Genomic DNA, 24,089 nt, shown 5'->3' on the forward strand with positions numbered 1-24,089 from the left:
CCCATCGGGCGAAACCCGCCTCGGCCAACCTCGACCCCAATACCGGCCCACCCCTTGCACCGCCCGCACGGGCCGTTCTGATGACGAGGAGACGCCGATGGCACCAGCCATCATCACACTGGCCGCGGATGCGCCCAAGCTCGATTCCGGTAACACCGCCTTTCTGCTGCTGAGTTCCGCGCTCGTGATGCTGATGACGCCGGGCCTGGCGTTCTTCTACGGCGGTATGGTCCGAGTCAAGAGCGCCCTGAACATGCTGATGATGAGCTTCATCAGCCTGGGCATCATCACCCTGCTGTGGACCGGCTACGGATTCAGTTTCGCCTTCGACGGCGACAACGGCGGGTTCATCGGCGGCACCAGCTGGCTCGGCCTGCGCGACATCGCGCCGGGCGACCTGTGGGGCAGCACCGGAACCCCGGTGTTCGCATTCGCCGCCTTCCAGCTCATGTTCGCGATCATCACCCCCGCCCTCATCAGCGGCGCCCTGGCCGACCGGGTGAAATTCGTCGCCTGGTCGGTGTTCATAACGCTGTGGGCGACCCTTGTCTACTTCCCCGTGGCCCACTGGGTCTGGGGCGGCGGCTGGCTCGGCCAGAAGGGCGTCATCGACTTCGCCGGCGGAACCGCGGTCCACATCAACGCGGGCGCCGCGGCCCTGGGCGTCATCCTGGTGATCGGCAAGCGGGTCGGCTTCAAGCGCGACCCCATGCGCCCGCACAGCATGCCCTGGGTGATGCTCGGCGCCGGCCTGCTGTGGTTCGGCTGGTTCGGCTTCAACGCCGGCTCCGAGATCACCTCCGACGGCGTCGCCTCCACCGTCTTCATCAACACCCAGATCGCCACCGCCGCCGCCATGATCGGCTGGCTGCTCTACGAGCGGTGGCGGCACGGCTCCTTCACCACCCTGGGCGCCGCCTCCGGCGCGGTCGCCGGCCTGGTCGCGATCACCCCGTCCTGCGCCTCGGTCAGCCCGCTGGGCGCGATCGCGGTCGGCGTCATCGCCGGTGTCATCTGCGCCGCCGCGGTGGGCCTGAAGTACAAGTTCAACTACGACGACTCGCTCGACGTGGTCGGCGTCCACATGGTCGGCGGCATCGTCGGCTCCCTCCTGATCGGCCTGCTCGCCACCGGCGGCGTCGGCCAGGACGTCAAGGGCGTCTTCTACGGCGGCGGCTGGCACCAGTTCGGCATCCAGGCCATCGGTGTCTTCTCCGTCCTGGGCTACTCCCTGGTCGTCTCCGCGATCCTCGCCAAGGCCATCGACATGGTGATGGGCTTCCGGGTGCCCGAGGAGATCGAGGTCAGCGGCATCGACCAGGCCGAGCACGCGGAGACCGCCTACGACTACACCGGCGTCGGCAGCGCCGTGCACAACGGGTCCGCCGCCGCCTCGTCCGTTGCGAGCAAGAAGGTGGACGCGTGAAGCTCATCACCGCCGTCGTCAAGCCCCACCGGCTGGACGAGATCAAGGAAGCCCTCCAGGCGTTCGGCGTGCAGGGCCTGACCGTCACCGAGGCGAGCGGCTACGGCCGCCAGCGCGGCCACACCGAGGTCTACCGCGGCGCGGAGTACACCGTGGACCTGGTGCCGAAGATCCGGATAGAGATCCTGGTCGAGGACGCCGACGCCGACCAGCTCATCGAGGTCGTCGTCAAGGCGGCCCGCACGGGCAAGATCGGGGACGGGAAGGTGTGGAGCCTGCCGGTCGACACGGCGGTGCGGGTCCGCACCGGCGAGCGCGGGCCCGACGCGCTCTGAGGTCCGCCCCACCCGGCCGGGCGCGACGCGTCCGGCAGGACCCGGGCCGGCCACCGGTCCCGGCACCGACGACACCAGCGGAGCACGAGTGACCGACAGCGTCGAAGCGCAAGGCCACAGTTACGCGGCGGCCCGGCTGCGCCTCCTGAACGAGGAGGCGCAGTCCGGGCCGCCGCGCCGCGCGGCCTTGGCCGCCCTCACCGACCGGTGGCTGGCCGAGCTGGCCACCGAAGCGGCCGCCGAGGCCGGCGCCGAGCGCTGGTCCCTGGTGGCCGTCGGCGGCTACGGGCGCGGCGAGCTGTCCCCGCGCAGCGACCTCGACCTGCTGCTGCTCCACGACTCCGGCCGCTCCGCCGGCGCCGTGGCCGCCCTCGCCGACCGCGTGTGGTACCCGGTCTGGGACCTGGGCCTGGCCCTGGACCACTCCGTGCGCACCCCCGACGAGGCCCTGAAGACCGCGGCGGAGGACCTCAAGGTCCAGCTCGGCCTGCTCGACGCCCGGCACATCGCCGGCGACAGCGCCCTGACCTCGAACCTGCGCAGCACCGTCCTCGCCGACTGGCGCAACCAGGCGCCCAAGCGGCTGCCCGCCCTGCACGAGCTGTGCACCGAGCGCGCCGAGCGCCAGGGCGAGCTGTCCTACCTGCTCGAACCCGACCTCAAGGAGGCCCGCGGCGGCCTGCGCGACGCCACCGCCCTGCGCGCCGTCGCCGCCTCCTGGCTCGCCGACGCCCCCCGCGAGGGCCTGGAGGAGGCCCGCACCCGCCTCCTGGACACCCGCGACGCCCTCCACCTGGCCACCGGCCGCGCCACCGACCGCCTCGCCCTCCAGGAGCAGGACCAGGTCGCCGCCGCCATGGGCCTGCTCGACGCCGACGCCCTGCTCCGCCAGGTATACGAAGCGGGCCGCCGCATCGCCTACGCCGGCGACGTCACCTGGCGCGAGGTCGGCCGGGTGCTGCGCGCCCGCGAGGCCCGGCCGAAGCGGCGCCTGCTCGGCCTCGGCCGCGGCGCCGCCGCCCAGCCGGCGCCCGAGCGGGTGCCGCTCGCCGAGGGCGTCGTGGAGCAGGAGGGCGAGGCCGTGCTCGCCCTGGCCGCCAAGCCCGAGCGCGACCCGGTGCTGCCGCTGCGCGCGGCCGCCGCGGCCGCCCAGGCGGGCCTGCCGCTGTCCCCGCACGCCGTGCGGCGGCTGGCCGCCGCGGCGCGCCCGCTGCCGGTGCCGTGGCCCGCCGAGGCCCGCGAGCAACTGGTCACGCTGCTGGGCGCGGGCGAGGCCACCGTGCCGGTCTGGGAGGCCCTGGAGGCCGAGGGGCTGGTCACCCGCCTCGTGCCCGACTGGGAGCGGGTGCGCTGCCGACCGCAGCGCAACGCCGTCCACCGCTTCACCGTCGACCGGCACCTGGTCGAGACCGCCGTGCGCGCCTGCGACCTCACCCGCCGCGTCGGCCGCCCCGACCTGCTGCTCACCGCCGCCCTGCTGCACGACATCGGCAAGGGCTGGCCCGGCGACCACAGCGAGGCCGGCGAGGTCATCGCCCGCGACCTGGCCGCCAGGTTCGGCTTCAACGCTGCCGACGTGGAGACCCTCGCCCTGCTGGTCCGCCACCACCTGCTGCTCATCGACACCGCCACCCGCCGCGACCTGGACGACCCCGAGACGGTCCGCACGGTCGCCGAGGCCGTCCGCGACACCTCCACCCTGGAGCTGCTGGCCGCCCTCACCGAGGCCGACGCCCTGGCCACCGGCCCCGCCGCCTGGAGCACCTGGCGCGCCTCCCTGCTGGCCGACCTCGTCGAACGCGTCGCCGGCGCCCTGGACACCGGCTCACTGCCCGACGCGGGCGACCGCGAGCCGTCGGCGGAGGAGGAGCGCCTGGCCATCGAGGCGGCCCGTACCGCCGGCCCCGTCCTGGCCCTGCACGCCCAGGCGGAGCCCGCGGCCGAGGGGGAGGAGCAGCCGGAGGCCGTGGGCGTCGAGCTGCTGCTGGCGGTGCCGGACCGGCCCGGCCTGGTCGCCCAGGCGGCCGGCGTCCTCGCCCTGCACCGGCTCACCGTGCGCGCCGCCGACCTGCGCTCGGTCGACCCCGTCGGCGAGGGCCCCATCGCCCTGCTGAGCTGGCGGGTCTCCGCGGAGTACGGCGCGATGCCCGAGGCGGCCCGGCTGCGGGCGGACCTGGCGCGGGCGTTCGAGGGCTCGCTGGACATCGAGGCCCGGCTGGCCGAGCGGGAGGCGGCCTACCCGCGCCGCCGCGGCATCACCCCGCCCCCGCCCCGGGTCACCGTCGCCCCCGGCCACACCTCGCAGACCGCCACCGTGCTGGAGGTCCGCGCCCACGACGCCCCCGGCCTGCTGCACCGCATCGGCCTGGCCCTGTCCGCGACCGCGGTGACCGTCCGCTCCGCCCGCATCTCCACCCTGGGCGCGAACGCGGTGGACGCCTTCTACGTCGTCGGCAAGGACGGCAACCCGCTGCCCGCCGCCCGGGCCGCGGAAGTGGCCGCCCAGGTGGAGGCCGCACTGCGCTGAGGAGCGGTACGGCCGCGGGCCGTACCGGGTTTCCGGCAGGCAGGGACGCCTTCGCGGCCCGGCCGGATACCCTGGAAGGCGATCGTCTCCGCCCCCGACACCGAGGATCTGCGACCACCGTGTTCGATACCCTTTCCGATCGCCTTGCGGACACCTTCAAGAACCTGCGGGGCAAGGGGCGTCTGACTGAAGCGGACGTCGACGCCACCGCGCGGGAGATCCGTATCGCGTTGCTGGAGGCAGACGTCGCACTCCCGGTCGTCCGGGCGTTCATCGCGAACGTCAAGGAGCGCGCGCTGGGTGCCGAGGTCTCCAAGGCGCTCAACCCCGCCCAGCAGGTCGTCAAGATCGTCGACCAGGAGCTGGTGCAGATCCTGGGCGGCGAGACGCGCCGGCTGCGCTTCGCCAAGCAGCCGCCGACCGTGATCATGCTCGCCGGCCTCCAGGGTGCGGGCAAGACCACCCTGGCGGGCAAGCTCGGCCACTGGCTGAAGAAGCAGGGCCACACGCCGCTGCTGGTCGCCTGCGACCTGCAGCGCCCCAACGCGGTCAACCAGCTCTCGGTCGTCGCCGAGCGGGCCGGTGTGGCGGTGTTCGCCCCCGAGCCGGGCAACGGCGTGGGCGACCCGGTGAAGGTCGCCAAGGACTCCATCGAGTACGCGAGCACGCAGCAGTACGACATCGTCGTGGTCGACACCGCCGGCCGGCTCGGCATCGACCAGGAGATGATGCAGCAGGCCGCGGACATCCGCGACGCGGTCCACCCCGACGAGATCCTCTTCGTGGTCGACGCCATGATCGGCCAGGACGCGGTGAACACCGCCGAGGCGTTCCGCGACGGCGTCGGCTTCGACGGCGTGGTGCTCTCCAAGCTCGACGGCGACGCCCGCGGCGGCGCCGCCCTGTCGATCGCGCACGTGACCGGCAAGCAGATCATGTTCGCGTCCAACGGCGAGAAGCTGGACGACTTCGACGCCTTCCACCCCGACCGGATGGCCTCGCGCATCCTCGGGATGGGCGACATGCTCTCGCTGATCGAGAAGGCCGAGCAGACCTTCAGCCAGGCCGAGGCCGAGAAGATGGCGGCCAAGCTGGCGAAGGGCCCCAAGGAGTTCACGCTCGACGACTTCCTGGCGCAGATGGAGCAGGTCCGCAAGATGGGCTCGCTCTCCAAGATCCTCGGCATGCTGCCGGGCATGGGCCAGATCAAGGACCAGATCAACAACCTGGACGAGCGCGACGTGGACCGCACCGCCGCGATCATCAAGTCGATGACGCCCGCCGAGCGGGCCGACCCGCACATCATCAACGGCTCCCGCCGGGCCCGGATCGCCCGCGGTTCCGGTGTCGAGGTGAGCGCCGTCAAGAGCCTGGTGGAGCGGTTCTTCGAGGCGCGCAAGATGATGTCGCGGATGGCGCAGGGCGGCGGCATGCCGGGCATGCCCGGCATGCCGGGGATGGGCGGCGGCCCGGGGCGCCAGAAGAAGCAGCAGAAGCAGGCCAAGGGCCGCCGGCAGAGCGGCAACCCGATGAAGCGCAAGGCCGAGGCCGCCGCGGCGGCCGCCCGCCGCGAGCAGCAGGCCCAGGAGGGCCCCGGCGGTCAGGGCGACAGCCCCTTCGGCCTGCCGGGCGGCGGCGAGGACTTCGAACTGCCCGACGCGTTCAAGAAGTTCATGGGCTGACCTGGCGCCCATTGCGGCGGCCCCGCCCTGGCATCCAGGGCGGCCGACGCGGCTCGGCATCCAGGGGCGCGGACGCGGCTCGGCATCCCTGGTGGCGGACGTACCCCGGCCTCCATTGCGGCGGACCGGGCCTGACACCCATGGCGGCGAACCCGGCCCCGACTCCCTGAGCAGCGGGCCCGGCTCGCCTCCCTAGGCGGTCAGGCCGGGCAGCCCGCCCGCCAGGGCGATGCGCTCCAGGTCGTCCAGGGTCTCCGACGCCATGGCGGCGGCCCGCGGGTCGCTTGCCGCGAGCCCGCTCGCGGCGAACTCGTCCTCGTCCAGGCGCCGTACGTCGCTGCCGTCGGACGACACCCACAGGTCGAGGTCGAGGTCCACCGACGTCAGCTCGGCGCCGTCGACCACCACCGGGCGGGTGATGTCGCAGTACCAGCCCTTCAGCGCACCCGCGGGGTCCCTGACCTCCTTGACCGCGTACCAGCGGTCGCGCCAGTAGTGCTCGGTGAAGACGTCGCCGGGCGCGAAGGCGACGAACCCGAAGTCGCGGACGGTCGGCAGCGACCAGGGGGCGGTGACGGTCACCCGTACCCCGTCGTCGCCGCGCACCGTGGCGTCGTAGCGGACCTTCTCGCGCCCGGCCTTGACCAGGCGCACCACGGCGCCGGTGCCGGGAGAGAGGTGAGGGGCGGCCATGGGCACCAGCCTGGCCGACCCGGTGCGGGCCGGCCACCGGATTTCCGCGGCCGGCCGCGCGTCAGGGGCGGCGCGCTATGAGGTAGCGGAAGACGTTCTCCATGCGGACCGAGCCGTCCGAGCGCCGGTAGGGGTGCAGCGCCTCGGCGAGCTCCTTGTCCACCTGCTGGCGGTCGGTGGCGGCCGCGGCGGCGTCGAACAGGCCGGTGGACAGCAGGCCGCGCACGGCACTGGCCAGGTCCGGGTAGCCGAACGGGCACGAGACACGGCCCGAGCCGTCGGGCCGCAGCCCGGCCGCCCTGGCGAGGTCCTCCAGGTCGTCCCGGCCGCTGAGCCGCACCTCGGGCGCCTTGCCGCGCGGCTCGGCGAGCCGGGCGGCCACCGAGAGCACCCGCGAGGTCGAGCAGCGCTCGGGCGGGCCCCAGCCGGCGAGCACCACCGTGCTGCCGCGCGGGGCGGCCCGGACGGCCGCGGCCAGCGCCGGCCCGAGGTCGCCGGCGGGCACCACCGGGTCGAAGGCGGTGATGAGGTCGTAGCGGGCCGGCTCGCCCTTCAGGGCGCCGCGGGCGGGGTCCCCGGGCAGCACCTTGGTGCGGCGCCCGTAGGCGGCCCCGAAGCGCTGCCGCAGGCGCTCGCGGGCCAGCGCCAGGCGGCCGGTGTCGGCCTCGCAGCCGGTGACGGCCGCGCCCCTGGCGGCCGCGAGCATCAGGGCCAGGCCCGTACCGCAGCCCAGGCCCAGCAGTTCGGTGCCGGCGCCGACCTCCAGCCGGTCGTACACCGTCTCGTAGAGGGGAACGAGCATCCGCTCCTGGATCTCCGCCCAGTCCCGCGCCCGCTCCTGGGCGGCGGGGACGGACTCGCGATGGAGCACAAGTGCCATGGAGAGCCCCGATCAGCCGGAAACCGCGGCCCGCCTCCCGGTGGTCCGGCGCGGCCGCACACGTCCGAAATCCAGACAACTGCGGATCGGCGGCCCCGTCCAGGGGTGCTGTGGCGCGTTCTTGTGAACTTCAGGCGACGGGGGCGTTTCCGGACACCCGGGGCGCCCGGGGGAAACCGATTCACGGTGCGGCGGCGCGGGGCCGTACCATCGCCTGCATGGCTAAGGCTCCCGTTCTCACCCCCCAGGCGGACGACTTCCCGCGCTGGTACCAGGACCTGATCAGCAAGGCCGAACTGGCCGACAACGGGCCGGTGCGCGGCACCATGGTGATCAGGCCGTACGGCTACGGCCTGTGGGAGCGGATGCAGGCCGACATGGACGCCAGGATCAAGGCGGTCGGCGCCCAGAACGCGTACTTCCCGCTCTTCATCCCCCAGTCCTACCTGACCCGCGAGGCCCAGCACGTGGAGGGCTTCGCGCCCGAGCTCGCGGTGGTCACCCACGGCGGCGGCAAGGAGCTGGAGGAGCCGGTCGTCGTCCGCCCCACCTCGGAGACGATCATCAACGAGTACTTCTCCAAGTGGGTGCAGAGCTACCGCGACCTGCCGCTGCTGATCAACCAGTGGGCGAACGTGGTGCGTTGGGAGATGCGGCCGCGGCTGTTCCTGCGCACCAGCGAGTTCCTGTGGCAGGAGGGGCACACCGCCCACGCCACCCAGGAGGACGCCCGGGTGTTCGCCTCGCGCATCCAGCGGGACGTCTACGCCGACTTCATGGAGAACGTCCTCGCGATGGACGTCGTGCTCGGCCGCAAGACCACCAAGGAGCGCTTCGCCGGCGCCATCAACACCCTCACCCTGGAGGGCATGATGGGCGACGGCAAGGCGCTGCAGCTGGGCACCAGCCACGAGCTGGGCCAGAACTTCGCCAAGGCGTTCAACACCACCTACCTGTCCAAGGAGGGCACCCAGGAGCACGTCTGGCAGACCTCCTGGGGCAGCACCACCCGGATGATCGGCGCCCTGGTGATGATGCACGGCGACGACAACGGGCTGCGGGTGCCGCCGCGGCTGGCGCACGTCCAGGCCGTGGTGCTCGCCATCAAGGACGACGAAGCGGTGGTCGCCAAGGTGCGCGAGGTCGGCGAGAAGCTGCGCGCCGCGGGCCTGCGCGTCGTCGTCGACGACCGCACCGACACCCCGTTCGGCCGCCGCGCGGTGGACTGGGAGCTCAAGGGCGTGCCGCTGCGGGTGGAGATCGGGCCGCGCGACCTGGAGGCCGGCACCGCGATGCTCGCCCGCCGCATCCCCGGCGGCAAGGAGCCGGTCGCCCTGGACAGCCTGGAGACCCTGCTGCCCAAGGCGCTGGAGGAGGACCAGGCGCGGCTGCTGCAGGAGTCCCGCGAGCGGCGGCTGGCGCGGACGGTGGACGTCGGCTCCGTCGCCGAGGCGGCCGAGGCCGCGGCCACCGGCTGGGCCCGCATCCCGTGGTCCGAGCTGGGCCCCGAAGGCGAGGCCAAGCTCGCCGAGCAGGGCGTCACCGTGCGCTGCCTGGTGGGCGAGGACGGCTCGGTGCCGCTCAGCGAGGACGCGCCGGGGACCCTGGCGATCGTGGCGCGCGCCTACTAGGCGCCTTGCTCGCCCTCACCGGGCGCCTGCCTTGCGGGCGCCCGCCGGCGGCGCCGTCCGGCTGGCGAGGCCGCGTGTGCGGAATGCGTGCATACGTCCTTCCGTGGGGCGGGTGCGAGGGTTTCACAGGAGTTTCTCCGGTCCCTCCGCACCCGCCCTTCGTCATGTGTATCCACGTGCATCATCCGGAACTGACCGATCAGTGCAAATTAAATGGGCTAGCCCGGAATCGGAACACCGGGCGCGCCCGGCTCGTTGTCACGTCGTGAGCACGACACCACCTGTACTCGCCGCCGAGCTGGCAGTCGCCTGGGCCGATATTCAACGGCACCATCCCGAGCTGCCGGATCTGGCCGCGCCAGAGTCCCTGATCGGAGAGTCCTCGTCCGCGTGCGGCACGGAGCTCTCCTTCGAAAGGCTGCTGCACGAGGCAGTGCACGGGATCGCCGCTTCGCGCGGCATCCGCGACACCTCGCGCGCCGGCCGCTACCACAACCGCAGGTTCCTCGCCATCGCCGACGAGATGGGCCTGGACCACGCCGAGGAGCCGCATCCCAGCAGCGGCTTCTCCCTGGTGGTCATGCGCCCGGACACCCGCAAGCGATATCGGGCCACCATCGACCGGCTGCAGCGGGCGCTCAAGGCGCACACCGTGGCCACCACCGCCGACACCGCCCGCTCCTTCCGCGGACCGGCCGCGCGGCACGGCTCCTCGGGCGGCGGCGTCCGGGTCAAGGCCGTCTGCGACTGCGGGCGCAACGTGCGGGTCGTCCCCTCCGTGCTCGCCCAGGCGCCCATCATGTGCGGCGCCTGCGGCCAGCCCTTCCGCATCCCGGAGGTCGTAGGGGTCGGCTGACTGTGGCACAATGTTCAGCTGAGAACTCGACAGCCGTGCAGGAACCCTCTCTCCTTCGGCTGACGCGTCCATCGGGCGCACGACTCCCACCACCCCACGTGGCGGTCGCCCGTGCCCAAACACGTCAACACCAGGAGAACCCACTCCCGTGGCAGTCAAGATCAAGCTGAAGCGTCTGGGCAAGATCCGTTCGCCTCACTACCGCATCATCGTCGCCGACTCCCGCACCCGCCGTGACGGCCGGGCGATCGAGGAGATCGGCCTGTACCACCCGGTGCAGAACCCCTCGCGCATCGAGGTCGACTCCGACCGCGCGCAGTACTGGCTCTCCGTCGGCGCCCAGCCGACCGAGCCGGTGCTCGCCATCCTGAAGCTGACCGGCGACTGGCAGAAGTACAAGGGCGAGCCCGCCCCGGCGCCGCTGCTGCAGCCCGAGCCGAAGGCCGACAAGCGCGCCCTGTTCGAGGCCGCCGCCAAGGACACCGCCGGCGAGCCCAAGGGCGAGGCCATCACCCCCAAGGCCAAGAAGTCCGACAAGAAGGCCGACGACGCCGAGGCCACCGCCGCGGCCGAGTCCACCGAGGGCTGATCGTGCTTGAGGAGGCCCTTGAGCACCTGGTGAAGGGCATCGTCGACAACCCCGACGATGTGCAGGTCGGCATGCGGACCCTGCGCCGAGGCAGTGTGCTCGAGGTCCGGGTGCACCCCGACGACCTCGGCAAGGTGATCGGGCGCAACGGCCGCACCGCGCGCGCCCTGCGCACGGTCGTCGGCGCACTCGGTGGCCGCGGTGTCCGCGTCGACCTCGTCGACGTCGACCAGGTGCGCTGAACAGGCCGTTCCCACCACGCACGGGCCGGAGGCGGCTTCGCCTCCGGCCCGCTGTGGTGTTCCCGGGACCCGCCGCCCCGGGACCAGCACCGTCCTCAGCCCCGTCCGAGCCCGCCCGTCATCCCCGCACGGCCCCACCGGCCGTGTCCCACGCAGGAGTTGAGCCCCACCGTGCAGCTCGTAGTCGGCCGGATCGGCCGCGCCCACGGCATCAAGGGCGAGGTCAGCGTCGAGGTGCGCACCGACGAGCCGGAACTGCGGCTCGCACCCGGCGCCGTACTCGCCACCGACCCGCCCTCGGCCGGCCCGCTGACCATCGCCACCGGACGCGTGCACAGCGGCCGGCTGATGCTGCGCTTCGACGGCGTGGCCGACCGCAACGCCGCCGAGGCGCTGCGCGGCACCCTGCTGATCGCCGAGGTGGACCCGGAGGAGACCCCGGAGGACCCCGAGGAGTTCTACGACCACCAGCTGATCGACCTCGACGTGGTGACCGCCGACGGCCGCGAGGTCGGCCGGATCGCCGAGATCACCCACCTGCCCTACCAGGACCTCCTGGTGGTCCGCCGCCCCGACGGCGGCGAGGTGCTGGTGCCCTTCGTCGCCGAGATCGTCCCCGAGGTCGACCTGGAGGCGCAGCGCGCCGTGATCGACCCGCCGCCGGGGCTGCTGGACGACGCCCAGGCCCAGGTCGCCGGCACCCGCGACCAGGAGCAGGACGCCTGAGATGCGCATCGACGTCGTCACGATCTTCCCCGAGTACCTCGAACCGCTGAACGTCTCCCTGGTCGGCAAGGCCCGCGCCTCCGGCCTGCTCGACGTCCACGTGCACGACCTGCGCACCTGGGCGCACGACCGGCACCACACCGTGGACGACACCCCCTACGGCGGCGGCCCCGGCATGGTGATGATGCCCGGCCCCTGGGGCGAGGCGCTGGACCAGACCCTCGCCGACGGGTACGAGGCCGGCGCCCGCCGTCCCGCCCTCGTCGTCCCCACCCCCAGCGGCCGCCCCTTCACCCAGGAGACCGCCGCCGCCCTCGCCGAGGCCGACTGGCTGATCTTCTGCCCGGCCCGCTACGAGGGCATCGACGCCAGGGTGACGGCCGAGTACGCCACCAGGATGCCGGTCCACGAGGTCTCCATCGGCGACTACGTGCTGGCCGGCGGCGAGGCCGCGGTCCTCGTCGTCACCGAGGCCGTCGCCCGGCTGCTGCCCGGCGTCCTGGGCAACGCCCAGTCGCACGCCGACGACTCCTTCGCGCCCGGCGCCATGGCCGACCTGCTGGAGGGCCCGGTTTTCACCAAGCCGCCCACCTGGCGCGGCCAGGGCATCCCCGATGTACTGCTCAGCGGCCACCACGGCAGGATCGCCCGCTGGCGGCGCGACGAGGCGATCAGCCGCACCGCGGCCAACCGGCCCGACCTCCTGCGGCGCGCCGACCCCGCGGCCTTCAACCGCAAGGATCGCGAGATGCTCAGCATCCTGGGCTGGCAGCCCGGCCCGGACGGCCGATTTGGGCCCAACCCCGACGCCGTGGAAGAATGACCCGCTGCCGCCCGCAGACCCGCGCCCCTGCCACAGGGGGACACGACGCGGGCCGGAGGCGGCCGCGGCCCCCGTCCGGGACCGCCGCACAACCGACACCGACCTGCCGTCGATGACCTGTGGCATCGGCGAGGAAGCGAAACCACCGTGCCCAACCTGATCGACAGCGTCAACAGCGCCGCCCTGCGCACCGACGTCCCGGCCTTCCGCCCGGGCGACACCGTCAACGTCCACGTGCGCGTCATCGAGGGCAACCGCTCCCGTGTGCAGCAGTTCAAGGGCGTCGTCATCCGCCGCCAGGGCGCGGGCGTCAGCGAGACCTTCACCGTCCGCAAGGTCAGCTTCTCCGTCGGCGTGGAGCGCACCTTCCCGGTGCACACCCCGATCGTGGAGAAGATCGAGGTCGTCACCCGCGGCGACGTCCGCCGCGCCAAGCTCTACTACCTGCGTGACCTGCGCGGCAAGGCCGCGAAGATCAAGGAGAAGCGCGACAGCTGAGCGCTTGACCTTCCCTTGGGGCGGGCCGGATAAGCTTCCGCCCCGATGGACAGCGAAGCAGTGACACCGGAACGCGACCGTTCCCCGACCGCCGGCGAGGCGGATGCGGAGGAGGGGTCGCGTTCCGGCGTGTCCGGCCCGTCCCGGCTCGCCGCATGGTGGGCGGAGTGGCGCCGTACCATCACGCTCGCCCTGGCCGCCTGCGCGGCACTCCTGCTGGTCAGCCACTTCGTGGTGGAGCCCTTCCAGGTGCCCAGCTCCTCCATGGAGAACACCCTGCGCGTCGGCGACCGGGTGCTGGTCGACAAGCTCGCCTACCGCTTCGGCGGCTCGCCGCGGCGCGGGGACGTGATCGTGTTCGACGGCAAGGACTCGTTCTCCACCGGCAGCGGCACCGACTACGTCAAGCGGGTCATCGGCATCGGCGGCGACCGCGTCACCTGCTGCGACACCCAGGGCCGCCTGTCGGTCAACGGCCACCCGCTCGCCGAGACCTACCTCTTCCCCGGCGACGCGCCCTCCAGGGTGCCCTTCGACATCGTGGTGCCGCCCGGCCGGCTGTGGGTCATGGGCGACCACCGCTCGGACTCCGCCGACTCCCGCGACCACCTCGGCGACCCGGGCGGCGGCACCGTGCCGGTCGGCGAGGTGATCGGGCGCGCCGACTGGATCGCCTGGCCGGCCGGCCACTGGACCCGGCTGCGCCGCCCCGCCACCTTCTCCGCGGTGCCCGCCCCGGCCGGCGCCCATGGGTAACCGGGGCCGCCCGCGCGGTACCGCGGCGCCCGCGCCGCCCGTCGTCAGCACCACCCGCATCGAGCGGCGCAAGCTCGCCCGCAAGGTCCGGCGCAAGCGGCGCCGCTCGATGGCCAAGGAGGTGCCCCTGCTCATGGCGGTGGCCTTGGCCATCGCCCTGGTGCTCAAGACGTTCCTGGTGCAGGCGTTCGTCATCCCCTCGGGCTCCATGGAGCAGACCATCAGGATCGGCGACCGGGTGATGGTGGACAAGCTCACCCCCTGGTTCGGCGCCACTCCGCACCGCGGGGACGTCGTCGTCTTCAAGGACCCGGGCGGCTGGCTGATGGGCGAGCCGGCGCCCAAGCCGGACCCGGTGGTGATCAAGCAGGTCAAGGACGTCTTCACCTTCATCGGGCTGCTGCCGGCCTCCGGCGAGCAGGACCTGATCAAGCGGGTGGTCGGGGTGGGCGGCGACACGGTCGCCTGCTGCGACACCCAGGGGCACGTGACGGTGAACGGCACACCGCTCGACGAGCCCTACCTGTACCCGGGCAACCCGCCCTCGCAGATCCGCTTCACCGTCCACGTGCCCAAGGGGCGGCTGTTCGTGATGGGCGACCACCGCTCGGACTCCGCCGACTCCCGCTACCACCTGTCCGACATGGCGGACGGCAAGCGCACCCAGGGCACCATCCCGCAGAGCCTGGTGGTCGGCCGGGCCGTCGTGATCGGCTGGCCGATCGGCCATTGGGCGCGGCTGCGGGAGCCGCCCACCTTCGCCTCCGTACCGTCGCCCGGCTCGCCGCAGGCCGCTTCCACAGCCGCGGCCACTATGGTGGGCAGGGCCGGATCGGCCGACGGAGCCGACACGGCTGACCGGGCCGATGCGGCCGGCACGGCCAACAACGGTCAAAGGACCGACCCGCTGCCGACTCCTGCGGAACTCCCGCTCGTTATGGGAATGGCAGGTCTGCGCCGGATCCGGGGCAGGCGAGGCAGAGGATTGAGGAGTGGATGTGGGGGACCTGGTGGTCGGCGCGCGGTCCGGACCCGGAGAGCCCGAGAAGGGGGACAGCCCGGTACCCCCGGTCGACGGGACGGAGGCCGACAGCGTGGTCCCCGAGGAGTCAGCAGCGGACGGCGGCGGTAATGCGGCAGGCGGAACAGGAGCCGGCAGTGCGAACGGCAGGAGCGGCGTGAGCGACGGCCCCCACGGCGGCAGCCGATCGGACGCCTACCCCGGTGGCTACCAGGGCGGTTATCAGGGCGGCTACGGCCCCGGCCAGGAGGCGGGGTACGGCGCCGGTCACGGCCAGGACGCCCCCCGGGGCCAGGGCGGCGGACAGGGCTACGGGCAGGCGTACGACGCCGCGCGTGTGCCCCCGCCCGGCGCCGAGAACGGCTACCAGCAGGGTTACGAGCCGGGCTTCGTCCCGCCCCCCGGCACCCGCCCCGAGGAGGTCGGCGGCCTGACCGCCGAGGGCGCCCACCGGATCGACCTCGGCGGCTCCGGTGACGGCGGCGACAGGGACGGCGACGGTGACGGCGGCGGCGAGGAGTCCGGCCGCGGCTCGCACTCCGCCCCGGCCAAGCCGCGCTCCTTCTGGAAGGAGCTGCCGCTGCTGGTCGTGATCGCCCTGGTGCTGGCGCTGCTGATCAAGACATTCCTGGTCCAGGCGTTCTCCATTCCCTCGGACTCGATGCAGAACACCCTGCAGCGCGGCGACCGGGTGCTGGTCGACAAGCTCACGCCCTGGTTCGGCTCCAAGCCCACCCGCGGCGAGGTCGTCGTCTTCCACGACCCGAGCAACTGGCTGAACGAGAACCCGCCGCCGAGCAAGAACCCTGTGGTGCGCGGCATGCAGAAGAGCCTGAGCTTCATCGGCCTGATGCCCTCCGCCGAGGAGAAGGACCTGATCAAGCGGGTCATCGGCGTCGGTGGCGACACCGTCAGCTGCAAGGGCACCGGCCCGGTCTACGTCAACGGCAAGCCGCTGAAGGAGCCGTACGTCTTCCCGGGCAACACCCCGTGCAGCGCGGACGCGGAGTTCACCGTCCATGTGCCCAAGGGCCGCATCTGGGTGATGGGCGACCACCGCCAGGACTCCCTGGACTCGCGTTACCACATGAACGAGGTCATCGACGGCAAGCGCACCTACGGCACGGTCTCCGACAAGCAGGTCGTCGGCCGCGCCATCGTGGTCGCCTGGCCGATCAACCGCTGGGACTGGCTGGGCATCCCCGGCACGTTCTCCCAGCCGGGCATCGACGCGGCCGGCAGCACCGTGCCCGCTGCCGCGGGGCTGGCCGGGGCCGTCCCGCTGGTGCTGCTGCGCCGGCGCCGGCTGCTGAACCGCCTGGAGGGCCCGGCGCAGGCGGCGCAGCGAAGCGCCTCGGCCGCCGCGGCGCCGCCGGTCGAGGAAGGACCCGGGCGCGATTCCCCGGGGCCGCGGAGCTGACCGGGGCCCGTACCCCCGGGTAGGGTTCGGCTCCATGAGCGCCACGAGCACCAGCAGCACCACCACCGCGATACGCCGGGAGCGCGGTCGACTCGGACACCGCCTGTCCGGGCTCGCCGTGGCTCTCGGCTGTGTGCTGTTCCTCGGTGGCTTCGCGTGGGCGGCGCTGTCCTACCGGCCCTACACCGTGCCCACCGACTCCATGCAGCCCACCGTCCAGCCCGGTGCCAAGGTGCTGGCCCAGAAGATCTCCGGCTCGGACGTCCACCGGGGCGACGTGGTGGTCTTCAAGGACAAGTTGTGGGGCGACCTGCCCGAGGTCAAGCGGGTCATCGGGGTGGGCGGCGACACCGTCGTCTGCTGCGACAAGCAGGGCAGGCTGCAGGTCGACGGCAGGCCGGTCGCCGAGCCGTACCTGAAGAACACCCGCGAGCCCGCCTCCGGGCCCTTCAGCACCACCGTGCCCAAGGGCAAGCTCTTCCTGCTCGGCGACAACCGGGCGGTCTCCCAGGACTCCCGCATCCACCTCGACGACGCCGAGAAGGGCGCTGTCCCCGCCTCCGACGTGCGCGGCCGTGTGGCGGCCACCGTGTGGCCGCTGGGGCACGCGGGCGGCCTCCCGTCTGCCCCGGGCTTCGCCCCGCTGCCCGGCGGCGGGCAGTCCGGCACCGGGCCGCTGGCCTGGCTCGTCGTGATGGTCGTCGCCGGCGCCGTGCTGATCCTCGGCGGCGCGGTCTACGAGCCGCTGGCCCGGCGCGTCGCAAGGCGCTGAGCGGGATACGGCGGTGTGCGGCTCGGGCGGTCCCCGCGTAGCGCACAATGGGGGCACGTACGGCTGAAGGGGAACATGCCATGAGCGCGGAGGACCTCGAGAAATACGAGACCGAGATGGAGCTGAAGCTCTACCGGGAGTACCGCGATGTCGTCGGCCTGTTCAAGTACGTGATCGAGACCGAGCGGCGTTTCTACCTCACCAACGACTACGAGATGCAGGTCCACTCGGTCCAGGGCGAGGTGTTCTTCGAGGTCTCGATGGCCGACGCGTGGGTGTGGGACATGTACCGGCCGGCTCGTTTCGTCAAGCAGGTGCGGGTGCTGACATTCAAGGACGTGAACATCGAGGAGCTGAACAAGGCCGATCTCGACCTGCCGTCGGATGATTCGGGGTTCAACACCTGAGGGGCCGGCGGGTGAGCGGGACCGGGGCCTGACCGGAACCGGGCGGGGAGCGGGGCCCGGCGTCGGGTGGCCATTCCGTTCGGGACCAGGGCTCGACCGGAGTTATCCACAGGCCGGCTTTCAAGATCGTCTTCGGGGTGCCCGACTCTGTCACAGTCAGTGACGGAGGTGGTACTCATGAACGCACGAGGTGCGCTGGGGCGGTACGGCGAGGATCTGGCCGCCCGCACGCTGGGAGCAGCCGGGCTGCATGTCCTGGCGAGGAACTGGCGGTGCGGCCGCCGCGGTGAGATCGACATCGTCGCGGCTGACGGTGACGCGCTGGTCGTCTGCGAAGTGAAGACCCGGCGCGAGGGGCCGTTCCAGCATCCGATGGCGGCACTCGGCCCGCACAAGGCGGCCCGGCTGCGCTCGCTCGCCGAGAGGTGGGCCGCCGAGCACGGCGGATCGCCGCCGGGCGGCGTGCGCATCGACCTGATCGGCGTCGTCCTGCCCGAGCGCGGCGCACCCCGCGTCGAGCACGCCAGGGGGGTGGCGTGATGGGCTTCGCGCGTACGTGCTCGGTGGCCCTGATCGGCGTCGAGGGGGTGGTGGTCGAGGTCCAGGCGGACCTGGAGCCGGGGCTCGCCGCCTTCGCACTGGTCGGCCTGCCCGACAAGAGCCTGACCGAGAGTCGCGACCGGGTCCGGGCCGCGATCGTCAACAGCGGCGAGACCTGGCCGCAGAAGAAGCTCACCGTGGGACTGAGCCCGGCCTCGGTGCCCAAGGGAGGTTCGGGGTTCGATCTGGCGGTGGCCTGCGCTGTCCTCGCCGCGAACGAGCGGATCGCGCCCTCGTCGATCGCGGACCTGATGATGATCGGCGAGCTGGGCCTGGACGGCCGGGTCCGCCCGGTCCGGGGCGTGCTGCCCGCCGTGCTGGCGGCCGCCGACGCCGGGTACAAGCACGTGGTGGTGCCCGAGCAGACCACCGCGGAGGCGTCCCTGGTGCCGGGCGTGTCGGTGCTGGGCGTGCGCAGCCTGCGGCAACTGGTCGCGGTGCTCAACGACGAGACGGTGCCCGAGGAGCCGGACGAGTACGACTCCGGCGACCGGCCCGACCCGATGCTCGCGGGGCTGGCCCTGCCGGGCGGCGGCGTGGGCACGGGGCTCGCGACGGGCTTCCCCGGTGCCGGCGGTCGTGGGCGGCCGGCCGCGACGCGACTCGCCGAGGGCGCGGGCGGGCTCGACGCGAACCAGCGCGGCGCACCGGGCTGCCCGGACCTCGCGGACGTCGCCGGGCAGCGCGAGGCACGCCTCGCCCTGGAGGTGGCCGCGGCCGGGGGACACCACCTGTACCTCAAGGGCCCGCCGGGCGCGGGCAAGACGATGCTCGCCGAGCGGCTGCCGGGCATCCTGCCGCCGCTCACCCAGCGCGAGGCCCTGGAGGTCACCGCGGTCCACTCGGTCGCGGGCATCCTGCCCACCGGGCGCCCTCTGGTGGACACCCCGCCCTACTGCGCGCCGCACCACTCGGCCACCATGCCCGCGCTCGTCGGCGGCGGCAGCGGACTGCCCCGGCCGGGAGCGGTCTCGTTGGCGCACCGAGGCGTGCTTTTCCTGGACGAAGCGCCCGAATTCAGCGTCCAGTCCTTGGAGGCGCTGCGCCAGCCGCTGGAGTCGGGGCACGTCGTGGTCGCCCGGGCGGCCGGAGTGATGCGGTTGCCGGCCCGCTTCATGCTTGTGCTGGCCGCCAACCCGTGCCCCTGCGGGCGGTACTCGCTGCTCGGCGGCTGCGACTGCTCGCCCGCCTCGGTCCGCCGCTACCAGGCCCGGCTCTCCGGTCCGCTGCTGGACCGGGTGGACCTGCGGGTGGAGGTCGACCCGGTCAGCCGCTCGGAGCTGATCGGGGCGGCGGGCGGCAACGTGGGCGGGGAGCCCACGGCAGTGGTGGCCGCCCGGGTCCGCGAGGCCCGCGCCCGCGCGGCCGCCCGGTACGCGGACACGCCCTGGCGGCTCAACAGCGAGGTGCCCGGCCACGAACTGCGCACCCGCTGGCACGTCGCCCCCGGCGCCCTGCGCCCGGTCGAACGGGACATGGAGCGCGGGCTGCTCACCGCCCGGGGCCTGGACCGGGTCCTGCGCGTCGCCTGGACCCTCGCCGACCTCGCGGCCAGCCCCTGCCCCACGCCCGACCACGTCCTGCTCGCCCTCCAGCTCCGCTCAGGAGTGTCCAGAGGAGTGGCGGCAGTGGGAGGAGGCGTGTGATGCCCGAACCGGAGAAGGCCGGGGGAGCCGCTGCCGCCGAGCGGGTCCCTCTGCCCGAGGAGGGCGCGGCGGAACGGAATTCGGCGCCGGGCGACCGGGAGAAGGGGGGAGCGGATCACGAGTGGGAGGGCGCGTTGGGGAAGGAGGAGACCGCCGCGCGGGTCGGTGCCGGGGACGAACACAGGCGCTGGGAAAGGTGGTTGCGCGGGGCGTACGAGGACGGCTCGCTCGTGGGGGTGGAGGGGGCCGGGGCTGTCGTCGGGTGGGAGGAGCGCCTGGCGAGGGTGGCGCTGACGCGGGTGGCCGAGCCGGGCGACGAGGTGGTGGGGCGGGCGCTCGCCGAGTGGGGCCCGGTCGAGACCGTGCGGGCCGCACGCGAGGGGCGGCGGCTGGCGGGGGCGACCGCACAGAGGGCCGAGCGGTACGCGATCCGGGCCGCGCGGGCCGATCCGCTGGCGGACCTGGCGGCCGCGCACCGTGCCGGGGGCCGGTTCCTGTGCCCCGGGGATGCGGACTGGCCCGGGCAGTTGGACGACCTGGGCCTGCGGCGGCCGTTCGGGCTGTGGGTGCGCGGGCGGCCCTCGCTGCGGCTGTGGGCGCTGCGCTCAGTCGCGGTCGTGGGCGCCAGGGCATGCACGGACTACGGGACGCACATGGCGGTGCGGCTGGGCGCGGGGCTCGCGGGGGCCGGCTGGGTGGTGGTGTCGGGGGCGGCGTTCGGCGTGGACGGAGCGGCGCACCGGGCCGCCCTGGAGGCGGGTGGTGCCACGATCGGCGTGGTGGCCGGCGGCATCGATGTGCCGTATCCCCCGCGCAATGCCGGGTTGATCGACCGCATCGCCGAAGACGGTCTGCTGGTGGGGGAGTTGCCGCCGGGCGACCACCCGACGCGGTCGCGGTTCGTGACGCGGAACCGGGTGATCGCCGCGCTCACCCGCGGCACCGTGGTGGTCGAGGCCAAGTACCGCAGCGGTTCGCTGATCACGGCCCGCCGGGCGGCGGAACTGGGCCGGATCACCATGGGGGTGCCCGGGCCGTGCACCAGCGGGCTGTCCGAAGGGGTGCACGAACTGCTGCGCGGGGAGGCGGCGTTGGTGACGGACGCGGCCGAGGTGGTCGAGCTGGTCGGACGGATCGGCGCGGACCTGGCCCCGGTGCGGCGCGGTCCGGTGCTGCCCAGGGACCGGCTGGGCCCGGGGACGGCGCGGGTACTGGAGGCGCTGCCCGCGCGCGGTCCGGCGGGCGAGCGGGAGATCGCCGAGGCCGCGGGTACCACGGTGGCCGACACGCTGGGGCGGCTGCACGAGTTGCTGGCGCTCGGCTTCGTGGCCCGCGAGGGCGGCAGCTGGCGATTGGTCCGTACCTCGGCGGACCGGACGGGACGGTGATCGCGTTGACGCCGCCGACACACCATCAGGTGACACGGAAACGCCGTGACCTGCGGCGTTCACACTGCGGACCGCGCGGGCGCGGACGGCGGGACATCATTGCCCGCACAGCCGCCCGGCCGCCGCGCGGACCGCGCCACCGGTCCGCGGGGCCCGTACCCGCAGAGGGAACGTATCTGCGCATGTCCCCCACGGACGTCGTAGCAATGAGCGACACTATGGTCACGCTACGCTCGCGGAGGTCCGATTCCCCGCCCACTTCACGGCAGAACGGCGTACAACGACGCATGCCCCAGCACACCCCCGGGACCGAACGGGCGACGGCAGTGACCACCGCCCCTGCCGCCGTCCGGCCCGCCGCGCCCACCTCGATCGACGCGCTGTGGCGGGCCTACAAGGAAACGGGGGACGCCCGGCTGCGCGAGCAGCTGATCCTGCACTACTCGCCGCTGGTGAAGTACGTGGCGGGCCGGGTCAGTGTCGGGCTGCCGGCCAACGTCGAGCAGGCCGACTTCGTCTCCTCGGGAGTGTTCGGGCTGATCGACGCCATCGAGAAGTTCGACCCGGACCGGGCGATCAAGTTCGAGACCTACGCCATCACCCGCATCCGCGGTGCCATGATCGACGAACTGCGCGCGCTGGACTGGATCCCGCGCTCGGTCCGCCAGAAGGCCCGCGCCGTCGAGCGCGCCTACGCGACCTTGGAGGCCAAGCTCCACCGCACCCCCTCCGAGCCCGAGGTCGCCGCCGAGATGGGCGTCGGCGTCGAGGAACTGCACGGCGTCTTCAGCGCCCTCTCGCTCGCCAACGTCGTGGCGCTGGAGGAGCTGCTGCACGTCGGCGGCGAGAGCGGCGGTCGGCTCAGCCTGGTGGACACCCTGGAGGACACCGGCGCGGACAACCCCGTCCAGGTCGCCGAGGACCGCGAGCTGCGCAGGCTGCTCGCCCGGGCCGTCAACACGCTGCCCGAGCGCGAGAAGACCGTGGTCACCCTCTACTACTACGAGGGCCTCACCCTCGCCGAGATCGGCCAGGTGCTCGGCGTCACCGAGAGCCGGGTCAGCCAGATCCACACCAAGTCCGTCCTGCAACTGCGGGCGAAGCTGGCCGACATGGGAGCCCGCTGAGCCGGACTGTCTACAGTGGGAGGATGCCGAGAATCCGAGCGGCCTCGGTGGCCGAGCACCGTACGATGCAGCGCAGCGCCCTGCTGGACGCCGCCCGCGCCCTGCTCTCCGAGGGCGGCACCGAAGCCCTCACCTTCCCGGCCCTGGCCGAGCGCACCGGCCTCGCCCGTTCCTCGGTCTACGAGTACTTCCGCTCGCGCGGTGCCGTGGTCGAGGCGCTGTGCGCGGCCGACTTCCCCGTCTGGGCCGCCGAGGTCGAGGCCGCCATGCAGGCCGCGGAGTCCCCGGCGGACAAGATCGAGGCGTACGTCCGCACGCAGCTCACCCTGGTCGGTGACCGCAGGCACCGCGCGGTCGTGGCGATCTCCGCCGGCGAACTCGACGCGGGCGCCCGCGAGAAGATCCGCGCCGCCCACGGCGGCCTGATCGCCATGATCGTCGCCGCCCTCGGCGACCTCGGCCACCCCGAACCGCGGCTGACCGCGGTGCTGCTGCAAGGTGTGGTGGACGCCGCGGTCCGCCGTATCGAACTCGGCGCCGCCGAGGTGCCCGCCGCCATCGTGGACACCGCCGTCGCCATCGCCCTCCACGGCGTCACCGGCTGACCCCCCGCCCCGGCGCGGGCTGTCCTGGCGCGGGCTGCCCTGGCACGAGCTGCCCCGGCACCGCTGGTCGTGCCGTGGTCTGCTGTGGCGCGCTCCGCCTCGACGCGGTCCGCCGGGACACCGTCGGCGCCGCGTCGGCCTGCTCCTACACCGCCGGGCAGCCTGCCGAGCGGTGCCGTCCCCAGCAGTGCCCCGGCGAACGGCGCCGCACGAGGCGATACAACACGCGGCGTTGAGCCCCACGGCACCCGGCACAACGCCGCCCCGCTCAGCGCTGCCATCCTGAACGGTGCCCCACCGGGCAGGCCGCTGTGTGCCGACCCGTCGAGCGCCGCTCCGAGCGGCACTCCGTCGACCGGGAGCAGTCGGGGCGGGGCCGAGCGGCGCAGGGCGGCCGGCAGCAGTGAGAGCGGGTCGAGGTAGACGTCACCTCGCAGCAGGCCCCAGTGCAGGCACGCGCCCGGGCAGTGCGCGGGTCCGCCCGCCACGGCCACCCCGACCCGGTCGCCCGCCGAGACGCGCGTCCCCACCGCTGCCGACGCCCGCACCGGCTCGTACGTCACCCGCAGCCCGCCCGGCAGGGCGACCACCACCACCGGCACCCCGCCCACCGGTCCGGCGAAGGCCACCTCACCCGCCGCCACCGCCCGTACGACCGCGTCAGGACCGGCCCGCAGATCCACCCCGCGGTGTCCCGCGCCCCACGGCGAGGCCGGCGGTTCGAACCCGCGCAGCACCAGCGGCCGCCCGCGCACCCCCGGCCCCGCCACCGGCCAGCACCGCATCTGCGCCCCGCTGCTCGCGCACCCGGCACCGCCCGGAGCCGAGGCCGCAGTCGGAGACGGGGGCGAAACCGCAAGCGCCGCCGGGACCGTTGCCGGGACCGTTGTCGGAACCGCAGCCGGGACCGCAGCCGGGACCGTTGCCGGGACTGCAGCCGGAACCGAGGCCGCTGCCACCGGCCCCGCGAGCAGCGCCCACCACAGCACCGCCGCCACCGCAGCGGCCACCGCGTCCCGCCGAGCGGCGAGCTGCCCGGCGAGCATCCCAGTCACCGAGCTGGCTCGCGTCTGCCCGGCGGGAACCCCGATCACCGCGTCGGCTCGCGTCTGCCCGGCTGGAGCCTCAGCCACCCCGCCCGTCGGCCTCCGACCGTCCGGAGTGCCAGCCGCCCCCCGCCCGGCCCACCGCGCAAGCCTGCCGAGCCGAGCGGACCCGCTGAGCCGAGCAAGCCCGCCGAGCCGAGCGCACCCGCTCGACCGCGCGCCCCCCATCGGCCGGGCCGAGCCCGCCGACCCCGCTCTCACCGCCCGAACCGCCGCCACCACCGCACCACCATCCCCGTCCACCGCCGTCCACCGCCGTTCACCGTCGTCCCCGGACGGCCGGCCCTCGCCGGCCACCGGACCGGGGACCACGCCCTCACCATGGCGCATCCG

At 73.7% G+C, this 24,089-nt stretch carries 22 protein-coding genes and 2 pseudogenes; 21 read left to right on the forward strand and 3 right to left on the reverse strand.

What is annotated here, in order from left to right:
- Window positions 1–97 precede the first annotated feature (97 nt).
- The 4 genes from BLR33_RS28605 (at window position 98) to ffh (ending at window position 5,970) form a co-directional block, all read left to right on the forward strand.
- Window positions 98–1,426, forward strand: coding sequence for an ammonium transporter (locus BLR33_RS28605; RefSeq protein WP_093787537.1), 1,329 nt, complete (start codon window positions 98–100; stop codon window positions 1,424–1,426).
- Window positions 1,423–1,761, forward strand: a complete 339-nt coding sequence (locus tag BLR33_RS28610; protein WP_093787538.1) for a P-II family nitrogen regulator — start codon at window positions 1,423–1,425, stop codon at window positions 1,759–1,761. The genes BLR33_RS28605 and BLR33_RS28610 overlap by 4 nt, the downstream gene beginning before the upstream one ends.
- An 88-nt stretch (window positions 1,762–1,849) precedes the next feature.
- The gene (locus BLR33_RS28615; protein WP_093787539.1) at window positions 1,850–4,288 is read left to right on the forward strand and encodes a [protein-PII] uridylyltransferase; all 2,439 of its coding nucleotides are present in this window, start codon (window positions 1,850–1,852) and stop codon (window positions 4,286–4,288) included.
- Window positions 4,289–4,407: 119 nt separating this feature from the next.
- Window positions 4,408–5,970: a signal recognition particle protein gene (gene ffh / locus BLR33_RS28620; protein ID WP_093787540.1), complete on the forward strand. Its 1,563-nt coding sequence runs from the start codon at window positions 4,408–4,410 to the stop codon at window positions 5,968–5,970.
- A gap of 192 nt (window positions 5,971–6,162) precedes the next feature.
- Here ffh and BLR33_RS28625 read toward each other — a convergent pair whose 3' ends face one another.
- Together BLR33_RS28625 and BLR33_RS28630 are read right to left on the reverse strand one after the other, a co-directional pair.
- Window positions 6,163–6,663, reverse strand: a complete 501-nt coding sequence (locus tag BLR33_RS28625; RefSeq protein WP_093787541.1) for a DUF402 domain-containing protein — start codon at window positions 6,661–6,663, stop codon at window positions 6,163–6,165.
- Between the two features lie 61 nt (window positions 6,664–6,724).
- Window positions 6,725–7,543, reverse strand: coding sequence for a class I SAM-dependent methyltransferase (locus BLR33_RS28630; protein ID WP_245771730.1), 819 nt, complete (start codon window positions 7,541–7,543; stop codon window positions 6,725–6,727).
- Window positions 7,544–7,761: 218 nt separating this feature from the next.
- Between BLR33_RS28630 and proS the strand changes: the two genes are divergently transcribed.
- The 17 genes and pseudogenes from proS (at window position 7,762) to BLR33_RS28715 (ending at window position 22,650) form a co-directional block, all read left to right on the forward strand.
- Window positions 7,762–9,174: a proline--tRNA ligase gene (gene proS, locus BLR33_RS28635; RefSeq protein WP_093787542.1), complete on the forward strand. Its 1,413-nt coding sequence runs from the start codon at window positions 7,762–7,764 to the stop codon at window positions 9,172–9,174.
- A gap of 265 nt (window positions 9,175–9,439) precedes the next feature.
- Window positions 9,440–10,030 (forward strand): hypothetical protein, encoded by a 591-nt coding sequence (locus BLR33_RS28640; protein WP_093787543.1) that lies wholly within the window; start codon window positions 9,440–9,442, stop codon window positions 10,028–10,030.
- A gap of 148 nt (window positions 10,031–10,178) precedes the next feature.
- The gene (rpsP, locus tag BLR33_RS28645; RefSeq protein WP_093787544.1) at window positions 10,179–10,619 is read left to right on the forward strand and encodes a 30S ribosomal protein S16; all 441 of its coding nucleotides are present in this window, start codon (window positions 10,179–10,181) and stop codon (window positions 10,617–10,619) included.
- A gap of 2 nt (window positions 10,620–10,621) precedes the next feature.
- A complete protein-coding gene (locus BLR33_RS28650; protein WP_093716568.1) occupies window positions 10,622–10,861 on the forward strand; it encodes an RNA-binding protein in 240 nt (79 codons plus the stop codon).
- 171 nt (window positions 10,862–11,032) lie between these two features.
- On the forward strand, window positions 11,033–11,587 hold the full coding sequence (gene rimM / locus BLR33_RS28655; protein ID WP_093787545.1) for a ribosome maturation factor RimM: 555 nt from the start codon (window positions 11,033–11,035) through the stop codon (window positions 11,585–11,587).
- Window position 11,588: 1 nt separating this feature from the next.
- Window positions 11,589–12,410, forward strand: a complete 822-nt coding sequence (gene trmD / locus BLR33_RS28660) for a tRNA (guanosine(37)-N1)-methyltransferase TrmD (protein ID WP_093787546.1) — start codon at window positions 11,589–11,591, stop codon at window positions 12,408–12,410.
- Between the two features lie 147 nt (window positions 12,411–12,557).
- Entirely contained in the window at window positions 12,558–12,908 is a 351-nt protein-coding gene (rplS, locus tag BLR33_RS28665) for a 50S ribosomal protein L19 (protein WP_093787547.1), read from the forward strand.
- Between the two features lie 45 nt (window positions 12,909–12,953).
- Window positions 12,954–13,664: a signal peptidase I gene (lepB, locus tag BLR33_RS28670; RefSeq protein ID WP_093787548.1), complete on the forward strand. Its 711-nt coding sequence runs from the start codon at window positions 12,954–12,956 to the stop codon at window positions 13,662–13,664.
- Window positions 13,657–14,796 (forward strand): signal peptidase I, encoded by a 1,140-nt coding sequence (gene lepB / locus BLR33_RS28675; RefSeq protein ID WP_093787549.1) that lies wholly within the window; start codon window positions 13,657–13,659, stop codon window positions 14,794–14,796. The genes lepB (BLR33_RS28670) and lepB (BLR33_RS28675) overlap by 8 nt, the downstream gene beginning before the upstream one ends.
- Window positions 14,797–15,139: 343 nt before the next feature.
- Entirely contained in the window at window positions 15,140–16,105 is a 966-nt protein-coding gene (gene lepB, locus BLR33_RS36440; protein ID WP_407639737.1) for a signal peptidase I, read from the forward strand.
- Between the two features lie 34 nt (window positions 16,106–16,139).
- The gene (gene lepB, locus BLR33_RS28685; protein ID WP_093787550.1) at window positions 16,140–16,877 is read left to right on the forward strand and encodes a signal peptidase I; all 738 of its coding nucleotides are present in this window, start codon (window positions 16,140–16,142) and stop codon (window positions 16,875–16,877) included.
- An 80-nt stretch (window positions 16,878–16,957) separates the two neighbouring features.
- Window positions 16,958–17,284, forward strand: a complete 327-nt coding sequence (locus BLR33_RS28690) for a DUF2469 domain-containing protein (protein ID WP_093787551.1) — start codon at window positions 16,958–16,960, stop codon at window positions 17,282–17,284.
- A gap of 137 nt (window positions 17,285–17,421) precedes the next feature.
- Window positions 17,422–17,824: pseudogene (locus BLR33_RS28695) on the forward strand (YraN family protein).
- Complete coding sequence (locus tag BLR33_RS28700; protein ID WP_093787553.1) at window positions 17,824–19,530, forward strand: YifB family Mg chelatase-like AAA ATPase; 1,707 nt, start codon at window positions 17,824–17,826, stop codon at window positions 19,528–19,530. The pseudogene BLR33_RS28695 and the gene BLR33_RS28700 overlap by 1 nt, the downstream one beginning before the upstream one ends.
- Window positions 19,530–20,918 (forward strand): DNA-processing protein DprA, encoded by a 1,389-nt coding sequence (gene dprA / locus BLR33_RS28705; RefSeq protein ID WP_093787554.1) that lies wholly within the window; start codon window positions 19,530–19,532, stop codon window positions 20,916–20,918. The genes BLR33_RS28700 and dprA overlap by 1 nt, the downstream gene beginning before the upstream one ends.
- 287 nt (window positions 20,919–21,205) lie before the next feature.
- Window positions 21,206–22,045, forward strand: a complete 840-nt coding sequence (gene whiG, locus BLR33_RS28710; RefSeq protein ID WP_093787555.1) for an RNA polymerase sigma factor WhiG — start codon at window positions 21,206–21,208, stop codon at window positions 22,043–22,045.
- Between the two features lie 47 nt (window positions 22,046–22,092).
- The gene (locus BLR33_RS28715) at window positions 22,093–22,650 is read left to right on the forward strand and encodes a TetR/AcrR family transcriptional regulator (protein WP_093787556.1); all 558 of its coding nucleotides are present in this window, start codon (window positions 22,093–22,095) and stop codon (window positions 22,648–22,650) included.
- A 422-nt stretch (window positions 22,651–23,072) separates the two neighbouring features.
- Here BLR33_RS28715 and BLR33_RS37010 read toward each other — a convergent pair.
- A pseudogene (locus BLR33_RS37010) lies at window positions 23,073–24,086 on the reverse strand (peptidoglycan DD-metalloendopeptidase family protein); the annotation flags it as partial.
- Window positions 24,087–24,089: the final 3 nt, after the last annotated feature.

It is taken from the genome of Actinacidiphila guanduensis, from assembly GCF_900103985.1.
GTDB lineage: Bacteria > Actinomycetota > Actinomycetes > Streptomycetales > Streptomycetaceae > Actinacidiphila > Actinacidiphila guanduensis.